Raw genomic sequence first — 10,851 nt, 5'->3', positions numbered from 1 at the left:
GCGTCTCAACCGTCTTTCCAGTCCGTCAGCACCGTCTCCAGCGCCCCAGCACCGCCTCAGCAGCGCCGGTGAAGGGGGTTCTAAGGTCTACCCCACAAAGCCGCAAGCAGAAAATTTGAAAAATTCGAAAAAACTCAGAATTTTAAAATTTAATATTAGTTTCAGCCACTTATCACTAAATCCATCTCCAAAACGAACTCCCCACGCCACCGTTTCACCGTGTAACCCGGGTTTTGCACAGGCTTACCCACAGACTCAGGCGGAATCGACCTGTCGGAATCGGCTGAGCGGGTTCGACAGTGGCAGACGCAAGGCCAGAAGGCCCAGAATCACGCTCAGATAGATCAATGGCTCGATCTGGAACCCCTTCGCCAGCATCACGTAATGTAGCCCACCCAAAATCGCGGCTGGATAGACCAGACGTTGCAAGACGCGCCAGCGTGGACCCAAACGGCGCACCGAAAGATTGTTTGATGTCACAGCCAAGGGCAGCAGCAGGAGGGACCCGGCCATGCCCACTGTGATATAGGGACGTTTGAGGATGTCGGCCCAGATCTGGCTTGGCAGTTGCACATCCAAAACCAACCATACCAACAGATGCAGACTGACATAGACAAAGGTCAGCACCCCCAAAGCCCGCCGGAACTTCATCAAGTTCAGCCCCGCAAACCGCCGCAACGGAGATATCGCAAGCACAGCAATCAACAACTGCAACGCCAGCTCGCCATAGCGATGTTCCAGCGCTTCGATTGGATCAATACCCAATCCTCCGGTCAGACCCTGATAGAACAGCCATGGTGCCGGGATCAGGCCCAGCAGATAGACGGCCCAAACAGGCACCCGGCGGAGTATCTGGTTCACGGTCTGCATGCGCTTAGTAGTATTCCGACAGATCCATGCCTTCGTAAAGACCGGCGACTTCGGCCTCGTAGCCGTTGAACATCAACGTCGGGATACGTTTTGAGAACAGCCCGCCCCCGATGGTACGCTCAGACGCCTGAGACCAACGCGGGTGATCCACATTCGGGTTCACATTACTATAGAATCCATATTCACGCGGGTTGGCCATGTTCCAGCTTGTCGGAGGTTCAACATCCGTAAGGGTAATCCGGACGATCGACTTGATCGACTTGAACCCGTACTTCCATGGAACAACCAAACGCAAAGGGGCGCCGTTCTGGTTCGGGATCGGACGATCATAGATTCCCGTCGCCATGATCGTCAGCGGATGCATTGCCTCGTCCAGTCGCAAACCTTCACGGTAGGGCCAGTCCAGGACCGGGAATTGCACGCCGGGCATCTCATCCGGACGATAGGCAGTCTCAAACGCCACATATTTGGCACCTTCTTGAACACCGGCCATATTCAGCAGATCAGCCAGTTCGAACCCGTTCCAGGGAACAACCATCGACCAAGCCTCGACACACCGGAACCGATAGATTCGCTCTTCGACTGTCATCTCGGACATTATGTCTTTGAAGTCGTATTCACCGGGGCGGTCCACCAGACCATCAATCTGAACGCTCCAGGGTTCGGTGACCAGCGTGTGGGCGTATTTCGCAGGATCATCCTTGCGGGTGCCGAACTCGTAGTAATTGTTGTAGGACGTGATCTCTTCCCAAGTGTTCGGCGTCAAACCCTCAGGAGACTCTTCCGCGGAACCCTTTTGCGCAATCCCCGCCAGCCCGGCACCTGCAAGCCCAGCCATCACCTGCCGCCGGTTCATAAACATCGCCCTTGGGGTGACATCCGCATGTGTCAGTGCATTGGTCCAGCGACGCGCCATCTCTGTCTCCGTGATCGTACATTGTTAATTGTCAGTTAGTGCGCTCTTAGCACAGGACCAAGGCAACATGCGTCACGATTGGGAGACGAGACTGTAACGAACCACCAGGCGGCGCAACTAAGGCTCAATACAATACTAAACGTCTAATCATTCATAAACTTCGGCTAAAAGTAGCCGCTTTTTCATACGAAATGTACATTTAACCAAACAGAACCTAGCGTCACCCTTGATATTGGCGCTAGCCAACCCGCAGCCCAGCCGCTTAAGTTTTCCCAAGGCGTGAAGGGACGGAGTTGAGATCACCCCAAGGCTGATCACGCAGATAGCGCCACAAAAAATACGACGATATGATCGGAAAGGACGAGACATGAAAATGAAGCTGGTAGCTGGCCTGTCGCTGGCCCTGTTCATCGCGGCATGCGCTGAAAAAGAGACCTACCCAATCTCTGGGTGCGACTCGAATGAGACATTCCCCGTGACCTGCGAGGAAATCGGTGAAGATACCAATCTCGATCAGAGCAACGCACAAGACCTGAATGCGTTGCCGACCGGCACCTAAGGTTTCCGATCCTTTGGCCCCTCTGGGTCATTCACGTATTCAAGAGCCTGCCATTCGGCAGGCTCTTGTCGTTTGCGGTCCTTGAAATCAGTCGTTCGTTAGATGCAACGCTAACCAAAACACACAGAACCGATCACGGTGAGTTGAAGCATCGTTCCCCGAAACACTGCACCCTCTCCGAACGCTATCTTTACAACTGCTTCTCGCAAAATGCAGTCTGTTCCGAAAGGGTCTTGTAGGGATCCTTCGAAACCCGACAACCGGGACAGCCGAAAGGGAGAAGACAAATGTGTGACATCTGTGTGATGAACGCGGTCAAGGACCGGATGCTTTCAAGGCGGAGTTTCTTCAAAGCCGCCGCAGCCTCGGGCGTGGCCGTAGCGGCGACCAGTGCAGCAGCGCCAATGGCGATGGCCGCGGGGCACGGCAAGGTTGAGGACATGACCCACACGATCAGCCCTGACTTTCCCACCTATTTTGGTGAGCCCGGCTACGCTTCCGAACAACTGTTCAATTTTGGCGACCACGGCTTCAACCTGCAACGCATGACTGTAAACGAGCACACCGGAACTCATATTGATGCGCCATTGCATTTCTCGGCGGATGGAGCAGCGGTCGACGAAATCCCGGTTACAGATCTCGTGGCACCGCTTTGTGTTGTCGATATCGCTGCGCGGGCGGCCGAAGATGCCGATACTCTACTGACCCCGGACGATCTGAAGGCGTGGATGGCAACCCACGGAGATATTCCGGACGGCGCCTGCGTTGCCCTATACTCTGGTTGGGCCGCCAAGGTCGACAGTGACGCCTACCGCGGATTTGACGGGCAGGCGCAGCACTACCCCGGCTTTCATGTCGAAGCCGCTCAGATGCTGATCGAGGAAACGGGCGCGCGGTCGTTGGCTTCAGACACCCTGTCGCTGGATCACGGAATGTCGGCCGACTTTGCCACCCACTACGCGTGGCTGCCGACGGGCCGTTTCGGGATCGAAAACATCGCTGGGTTGGACCGCGTCCCCGCTTCGGGAGCAACGCTGGTTATCGGAGCGCCAAAGCACAAAGGCGGCACAGGCGGACCCGCGCGCATTTTCGCGATGGTTTGAATGATAACAGTCGAAAAGGATCGAATGCCCGATCCTTTTCGGCACCGCCAATGAGCGGGTCTTGAACATCGAATAAACCTGCCACAAAGTCCGGACTGCAACTCCAATCCCAGACATGTAGAAACCACGATATGATCACGACCGAGCGGATGATGAAGGCCACTGCCCTGCCTGAAGTGTCCGGACTATCCTTCGACGCGTTTTCCCAAAACGATCTGGTCAATCTGATCATGCAAAGGTCAGAGATCATTCATGACCAACCCCGCTCCGGCAGGATTAACCGCGCCTGGGCCGCCGGAAATCCCGAACCCGCCCTATCGCTTGTGCGGGATCACGGAACCGATCTGGCGCGCCGCGCTGCCGCAATTATCTATTTAGAGTATCTGGAACTTCGGGATACGATACAAAGCCTCGCTCCGTCATCGATTGCAGATATCGGCTGTGGTTATGCTATGTTCGATCTGTTTTTGTGGCAGGACCACAAGTGTCACCTGAACCTGATTGATTTAGAAACCACTACAGAACGGCATTTCGGATACGCGGAAACCGGCGCGGCCTATTCCAATCTGTCTGTCGCGCGATCGTTCCTGATGGAAAACGGCGTCCGCGCCGGCGACATCACCTGCCTGAATCCCGGTTCAGACGAACTCTCATCAATAGGCACCGTTGATCTGGCGATGAGCTTTATCTCGTGCGGCTTCCACTATCCCGCGCAGACCTATGCAGGTTTTTTTCGCGACGTGGTCGAAGACGACGGTGCCGTCATTCTCGACGTGAGAACCCGCAAACTCCGCGAAGGTTCTGCGTTTCTGGAAACCTTGGGTCAGGTTTCTTTACTTGTGGATGCGGCGCAAGGTGGTGCGAAACGGCTGATTGTCCGAAAAGGCCCGTAGGTTTATTGCGTGGGCAGCTTTGGCGCTCGGGCGCGAAAGAAAACGATCGTTTATCTGGGCAACAAAACACATGCTTTCGCAAACGAAAAAGACCTACCGAATGGGTAGGTCTTTTAAGGCTTAAAGCTCAGTGCACGACCGCATCATCCGGCCTTGGACGATCCGACGTTCCCAACCGGTCGCCAATAATCAGGCCGTCTGAGCCCGCAGTAACCGGGACGGTCTCACCATCCTTGATCTCACCGGCCAGCAATGCCTCGGCCAGCGGATTCTGCAACGCGCGTTGGATCACACGTTTCAGCGGACGGGCACCAAAGACCGGGTCATAGCCTTCATCGGCCAGCCACTGTTTTGCGCCCTCGTCCAGAACCAGCTCGATCTTTCGAGCGGCCAGACGTTTTTGCAGACGTGCCATCTGGATATCGACGATACCATCCATATCGGCCCGCTTGAGCCTGTCAAAGATGATCGTTTCATCGAGTCGGTTCAGGAATTCCGGCCGGAAATGTGCCCGGACCGCATCCATCACATCCCTCCGTGCCTGCGCGCTGTCGGCCCCTTCGGGCAGTTGGCTGAGCGCCTGAGACCCAAGGTTTGACGTCAGGATGATCAACGTCTGCTTGAAATCAACAGTGCGGCCCTGACCATCGGTCAGCACGCCATCATCGAGGACCTGCAGCAACACGTTGAACACATCCGGGTGCGCCTTTTCGACCTCGTCAAATAGCACGACCTGATAGGGTCTGCGCCGCACGGCTTCGGTCAGCACACCGCCTTCGTCATACCCAACATAGCCCGGAGGGGCACCAATCAGACGCGCAACCGCGTGTTTCTCCATGAACTCGGACATGTCGATGCGCACCATCGCATTGTCGTCGTCGAACAGGAAGTTCGCTACGGCTTTGGTCAGTTCGGTTTTACCTACGCCGGTGGGCCCGAGGAACAAGAACGAGCCCAGCGGGCGGTTTTCATCGTTCAGGCCCGCGCGTGCGCGGCGCACGGCGTTGGACACGGCGGTCACGGCGGCATCCTGGCCGATCACACGGGAGTGCAGATCGTCTTCCATCCGCAGCAGTTTCTCGCGCTCACCTTCCAGCATCTTGGCTGTCGGGATACCCGTCCAGCGTTCGACCACGGATGCGATCTGTTCCGGACGCACGGTTTCCTCGGCCATCATGGCGTTGCTTTCGGCGTTTTCAGCCTCGGTCAGCTTTTTCTCAAGCTCGGGGATGATGCCGTAGGACAGCTCACCGGCCTTTGCCAGATTGCCTTCGCGTTTGGCGATTTCCAGATCAGCGCGCGCCTTGTCGAGCTGTTCTTTCAGATCACGAGCACCCGCGAGCTTGTCACGTTCGGCCTGCCATTGGGCGGTCATCTCGGCGGATTGCTCCTGCAGATCGGCGAGGTCCTTTTGCAGGGTTTCCAGACGATCCTTCGAGGCCGCGTCGTCTTCCAGTTTAAGCGCCTCTTCCTCGATCTGCATCTGCAGGATCTGGCGATCCAACTGGTCGAGTTCTTCGGGCTTCGAATCCACCTCCATCCGCAGACGCGACGCGGCTTCATCGACAAGGTCGATGGCTTTGTCGGGCAGGAAACGATCGGTGATATAGCGATGCGACAGGGTCGCGGCCGAGACCAGCGCCGAGTCGGAAATGCGCACACCATGGTGCAGCTCATACTTTTCCTTGATGCCGCGCAGGATGCTGATCGTATCCTCGACTGTTGGCTCCTGCACCAATACAGGCTGGAAGCGACGCGCGAGGGCCGCGTCTTTTTCGACGTATTTACGATACTCATCCAACGTGGTCGCGCCGATACAATGCAGCTCACCCCGGGCAAGCGCAGGCTTGATCAGGTTGGCCGCATCCATTGCGCCGTCGGATTTACCGGCACCAACCAGCGTGTGCATTTCATCAATGAACAGGATGATCTCACCAGCGGCCTCGGTCACTTCGGTCAGAACGGCCTTAAGGCGTTCTTCGAACTCACCACGGTATTTCGCACCAGCAATCAGCGCGCCCATGTCGAGCGCAAGCAACTTTTTGTCCTTCAGCGATTCCGGCACGTCGCCATTGACGATGCGAAGGGCCATGCCCTCGGCAATCGCGGTTTTACCGACACCGGGCTCACCGATCAGAACAGGGTTGTTCTTGGTCCGTCGAGACAGAACCTGCATCGAGCGGCGGATTTCTTCATCCCGCCCAATGATCGGGTCGATCTTGCCCTCAGCCGCCGCCTCGGTCAGGTCACGCGCGTATTTCTTGAGCGCGTCATAGCCTTCTTCCGCCGACGCGGTGTCGGCAGTGCGCCCTTTACGGATATCGTTGATCGCCTCGTTCAGTTTCTGCGCGGTGACGGCACCGTCTTCCAACGCCACCTTGGCTTTCGATTTCACCATGCACAGCGCCATAAGAATGCGCTCGACCGGGACAAAGCTGTCGCCTGCCTTGGTCGCGATTTTCTCGGCCTCGTCCAAAACTTTGGCAGTCTGGCCGTCCAGATAGACCTGTCCTGTGTCGCCTTTGACCTTTGGAATACGCGCCATCGAGGCATCAAGCGCATTCACGACACGGCTGGGCGCACCACCGGCCCGCGTGATCAGGTTGCTGGCCAGCCCCTGATCGTCATCCATCAATGCTTTTAGCAAATGTTCGGGCGTCAGACGCTGATGCTCTTCCCGCATCGCAATAGTCTGCGCCGCTTGCACGAAACCCCGTGCCCGCTCGGTGAACTTGTTCAAGTCCATTTTATTCTCCTTTTCCAAGCGCCCTGTGTCGATGCGCCCGCTTGGCGGCACGCTTCGGATCTGGGCCTCACATTCAATCTGGGAAATATCTGTCCCGGTTCAAGAGGTCGAAACGCTATTTCCGCCCTACCTGCGCGGAACCGAATAGACAGTGTATCCCCCGGTTTCAGCCACTTCTCGCGCGCCATACATCTGGACCAGAGATTGCGCCGGTTCACCACCTGTTGGACAAGATACCAGATCAGCGGCATCATCCAGAAAATCAATTGTAAACGCAGTCTCACCTGTGATCTGACAATCATCATCGGTCGAACGATAGCCCCGCAAAAGCCGCAGGTTGTCGTTTGTGGGAGTCCTTACGACCGTGTCAGCGGCCTCGGTTTCCAATGGCATATCCTGACATCCTGTCAGCAATAAGATGATTGCGGCGGGTGCAAACTGTTTCACTTTGAATTCCATTCCTTCAATCCGCGCACATTATACCACATCTGGTAAATCCTGCCGTGACCTGAATCACCTACTCGTCCAACATGGACAGAACCTTGCAAACCCGCTAGGACGCAGACGTTTGCCAAAAACGGAGCGCCCCCATGTCCGACGATCGCCTTATCGTAGCCCTAGATGTCCCCAACGCCCTGCAGGGTTTGGCCATGGCCGAAAGGTTGGGCGACAGCGTCTCTTTCTACAAGATTGGTTTGGGCATGCTTACAGGCGGCGGGCTGGCACTGGCCAATGAGCTGAAACAGGATCACGGCAAGCGCATCTTTCTGGATATGAAACTGTTCGACATCGGCAACACCGTCGAAAACGCGGTACGTGGGTTGGCGCAGTTCGATCTGGATTTCCTGACCGTCCATGGCGACCCCCATGTAGTGCGCGCCGCGAAAGAGGGTGCCTCGGGCAAGGATCTGAAAATCCTCGCTGTAACCATCCTGACCTCTCTTAACCGCGATGATCTGGATGCCAGCCTGTTGAAGGATGGCGACGTGCAGGAACTGGTCGTCGAACGCGCGGCAAAGGCGCTTGAGGCCGGGGCAGATGGTGTCATCGCCAGCCCGCAAGAGGCCGCGCTGATCCGGGCCTTACCACAGGCCGAAGGTCGCCTGATTGTGACCCCAGGTGTGCGCCCGGCAGGTGCTGCGCTTGGAGATCAAAAACGCGTCGCCACCCCAGCGACCGCGATCGGTGACGGTGCGGATCACATCGTGGTCGGCCGCCCAATCTATCAATCTGACGACCCGAAAGCCGCCGCCGAGGCGGTTCTTGCCGAGTTAAATTCCTTGACACGGCACTAATCGCGGACGTCAGAAACCGCGGAAAAGCCGGTTTCTGTCAGCCAAACAGTTGACCTTACGTAACTTTTAATGAAAACCGCGCCAAATCGTCCCTGTGCCCGAAAACACACATGAAAACTGCCTGTTTTCCTTGTGTGAACTCGATCCTATCGAAACCTCTGATTTTCAGCGAATCTGGTCCCGTGATACTCCCCGCGGACCGTCTCTTCCTGAGGTCCGTCACCTCCCCCCGCAACGCGCGGGGGGTCTTCTTTTGCATCAAACAACCACGCGGCGGGGTTTTTCTTGACCAATTGGGTGGTATATTCAAACCCCGCGAATTGATCGAATGAGAGACGGGAACACCGCATGCCCGGTCTGTGCCGAGACTGCCTGACCACTGTGACGGACGACCGCCGCTGCCCTGCCTGCGGTAGTCCGCGCATCAAGACGCATCCTGAACTGTTTGACCTGACCATCGCGCACATGGACTGCGATGCGTTCTACGCTTCGGTCGAGAAACGCGACAACCCTGAACTTGCCGACAAACCCGTCATTATTGGCGGCGGGAAACGCGGCGTCGTGTCGACGGCCTGCTATGTGGCGCGTATTCGCGGAGTGCGTTCAGCGATGCCCATGTTCAAAGCCCTGCAACTTTGCCCCGATGCTGTGGTCATCAAACCCCGCATGTCGGTCTATGCGGAAGTCTCGCGTCAGATTCGAGCGATGATGGACGAGTTGACCCCAGTCGTCGAACCTTTGTCATTGGACGAGGCTTTCATGGACCTGTCCGGCACCCAGCGACTGCACAGTGCACCACCCGCAGTGATGCTGGCGCGCCTTGTGAAACGGATGAAGGATGAGCTGGGCGTGACTGGTTCAATCGGGCTTTCACATAACAAGTTCCTCGCCAAGGTCGCATCCGACCTCGACAAACCACGTGGCTTTTCCGTAATCGGCGAGGCCGAGACCGCTTCGTTTCTGCACGACAAGCCCGTCCGGCTGATCTGGGGCATCGGACCAGCTGCACAAGAATCGCTCGAGCGCGCAGGGATTCGTACGTTTTCGGACCTGTTGCGCTGGGATCAGGAGGCCCTGACAGCCAGATTCGGCGCGATGGGGTATCGGTTGTGGCATCTGGCCCGAGGACAGGACAAGCGCCGCGTCTCTACCCATGAACCGATGAAGTCCATCAGTAATGAAACTACCTTTTTCGAAGACACGGCCAGCCCTGACATACTTGATGGTCATCTGTGGCGCATGTCCGAAAAGGTGGCGGATCGTGCCAAGGCCAAAAGTCTGGCTGGCAGGGTCGTGACCCTCAAGCTGAAGAAGGCCAATCACAAGATTATCACCCGCCGTGTCTCGTTACGTGATGCGACGCAGATTGCCGACCGCATTTACCGCACGGCCCGCAGTTTGTTCGATCAGGTCAGAGATCAGGGACCCTATCGCTTGCTTGGATGCGGTTTGTCGGATTTGTGCCCCGAGGATCAGGCCGATATCACGGGCGACTTGCTTGACCCCGGCGCAGCACAGCGGTCGCAGGCCGAACGCGCCACGGATGAAATCCGTCGCAGATTCGGACATGATGCTATCTTGAAGGGGCGATCTTTGCGCTGATCTTATTCGGCCGCAAGGCGCAGAGGCTCTTCACCGATCAACGTAATTTCGCCAATGACCTGACGCAACAGCTCGCGAAAGGCGGTGAAATTCCCGTTCGGCTCAATCCGCGTTTCGTCCATGTAAAGCGAACGGTCTATTTCGATCTGCACCGCGTGCTGATCGCGCGCGGGTCGACCATAGGTCTGCGTCACATACGCCCCAGCAAACGGTGCGTTTCGCGCCACTGTCAGACCAGCGGCCACAAACGCGGCTTCGATACGGTCCACGACTTCGCCAGAGGCTGCGGCGCCAAACCGGTCCCCTAACACAATCTGAGGGCGTGAATTTGCGGTGCCGGCCATGGCCACAGCTTCGTGCGGCATCGAATGGCAATCCACAAGGATCGCCTGCCCGAACGCCTTGTGCGATTCGGCCAACAATGCTTTGAGTCGCGTGTGATATGGCCGCCAGCAGGTATCGATGCGCAGCCGCGCCTCGTCCATTGTCAGCTTACCGCGGTAAATCGCGCGACCATTCGCAACCACCCGAGGGATTACACCAAGCCCCGAGGACACGCGCGGATTGTGCCCCTGCCGACGCGCGCCTTCCACAAGCGCCGGATCCAACTCCTCGGCACTGCGGTTAAGATCCAGATAAGCCCTTGGCTTAGTCGCAGAAATCAGCGGCGCTCCAAAATCCGAAGCGGGTGCGAACAACTGATCCACGAACGCATCCTCAGAGGATCGAATCACGTCGCGGCTAAGAATTGTCCGCTCCATCAGCTCCTGAGGGTAGTTCCGGCCGCTATGCGGAGAAGCAAAGACCACACAAGACGTGCGCTTGGCAGGCATATCCAATACATAGGCGGCGTTCGGCATGGTGGCT

10 protein-coding genes are annotated in these 10,851 nt (G+C 56.9%); 5 read left to right on the top strand and 5 right to left on the bottom strand.

Features of this window, described 5'->3' with window-relative positions:
• Positions 1–255 precede the first annotated feature (255 nt).
• On the bottom strand, positions 256–870 hold the full coding sequence (gene msrQ, locus AC2FF7_RS13685) for a protein-methionine-sulfoxide reductase heme-binding subunit MsrQ (RefSeq protein ID WP_496905791.1): 615 nt from the start codon (positions 868–870) through the stop codon (positions 256–258).
• A 4-nt stretch (positions 871–874) separates the two neighbouring features.
• Positions 875–1,786 (bottom strand): protein-methionine-sulfoxide reductase catalytic subunit MsrP, encoded by a 912-nt coding sequence (msrP, locus tag AC2FF7_RS13680; protein ID WP_170755277.1) that lies wholly within the window; start codon positions 1,784–1,786, stop codon positions 875–877.
• A gap of 367 nt (positions 1,787–2,153) precedes the next feature.
• Here msrP and AC2FF7_RS13675 point away from each other — a divergent pair, with 367 nt between their 5' ends.
• From AC2FF7_RS13675 to AC2FF7_RS13665, 3 genes are all read left to right on the top strand, one after another.
• Positions 2,154–2,345 (top strand): hypothetical protein, encoded by a 192-nt coding sequence (locus tag AC2FF7_RS13675; RefSeq protein WP_170755276.1) that lies wholly within the window; start codon positions 2,154–2,156, stop codon positions 2,343–2,345.
• A 287-nt stretch (positions 2,346–2,632) separates the two neighbouring features.
• A complete protein-coding gene (locus AC2FF7_RS13670) occupies positions 2,633–3,448 on the top strand; it encodes a cyclase family protein (protein WP_353392880.1) in 816 nt (271 codons plus the stop codon).
• A gap of 131 nt (positions 3,449–3,579) precedes the next feature.
• Positions 3,580–4,341, top strand: a complete 762-nt coding sequence (locus AC2FF7_RS13665; RefSeq protein ID WP_480869205.1) for a hypothetical protein — start codon at positions 3,580–3,582, stop codon at positions 4,339–4,341.
• A 127-nt stretch (positions 4,342–4,468) separates the two neighbouring features.
• Here AC2FF7_RS13665 and clpB read toward each other — a convergent pair whose 3' ends face one another.
• Together clpB and AC2FF7_RS13655 are read right to left on the bottom strand one after the other, a co-directional pair.
• Complete coding sequence (gene clpB, locus AC2FF7_RS13660) at positions 4,469–7,087, bottom strand: ATP-dependent chaperone ClpB (protein WP_480869203.1); 2,619 nt, start codon at positions 7,085–7,087, stop codon at positions 4,469–4,471.
• Positions 7,088–7,213: 126 nt separating this feature from the next.
• Positions 7,214–7,546 (bottom strand): hypothetical protein, encoded by a 333-nt coding sequence (locus AC2FF7_RS13655; RefSeq protein WP_496905790.1) that lies wholly within the window; start codon positions 7,544–7,546, stop codon positions 7,214–7,216.
• A 131-nt stretch (positions 7,547–7,677) separates the two neighbouring features.
• Here AC2FF7_RS13655 and pyrF point away from each other — a divergent pair, with 131 nt between their 5' ends.
• A complete protein-coding gene (gene pyrF, locus AC2FF7_RS13650; RefSeq protein WP_170356038.1) occupies positions 7,678–8,382 on the top strand; it encodes an orotidine-5'-phosphate decarboxylase in 705 nt (234 codons plus the stop codon).
• Between the two features lie 348 nt (positions 8,383–8,730).
• The gene (locus tag AC2FF7_RS13645; protein WP_496905789.1) at positions 8,731–9,984 is read left to right on the top strand and encodes a DNA polymerase IV; all 1,254 of its coding nucleotides are present in this window, start codon (positions 8,731–8,733) and stop codon (positions 9,982–9,984) included.
• A 2-nt stretch (positions 9,985–9,986) separates the two neighbouring features.
• On the opposite strand, the gene AC2FF7_RS13640 is transcribed toward AC2FF7_RS13645, so the two are convergent.
• A complete protein-coding gene (locus tag AC2FF7_RS13640; protein WP_353392869.1) occupies positions 9,987–10,844 on the bottom strand; it encodes an N-formylglutamate amidohydrolase in 858 nt (285 codons plus the stop codon).
• Positions 10,845–10,851: the final 7 nt, after the last annotated feature.

The sequence above is a fragment of the Ruegeria sp. YTSC325 genome (genome assembly GCF_059609525.1).
Note: the sequence above shows the minus strand (reverse complement) of the source record. Positions and strands in the feature narration are given on the sequence as shown.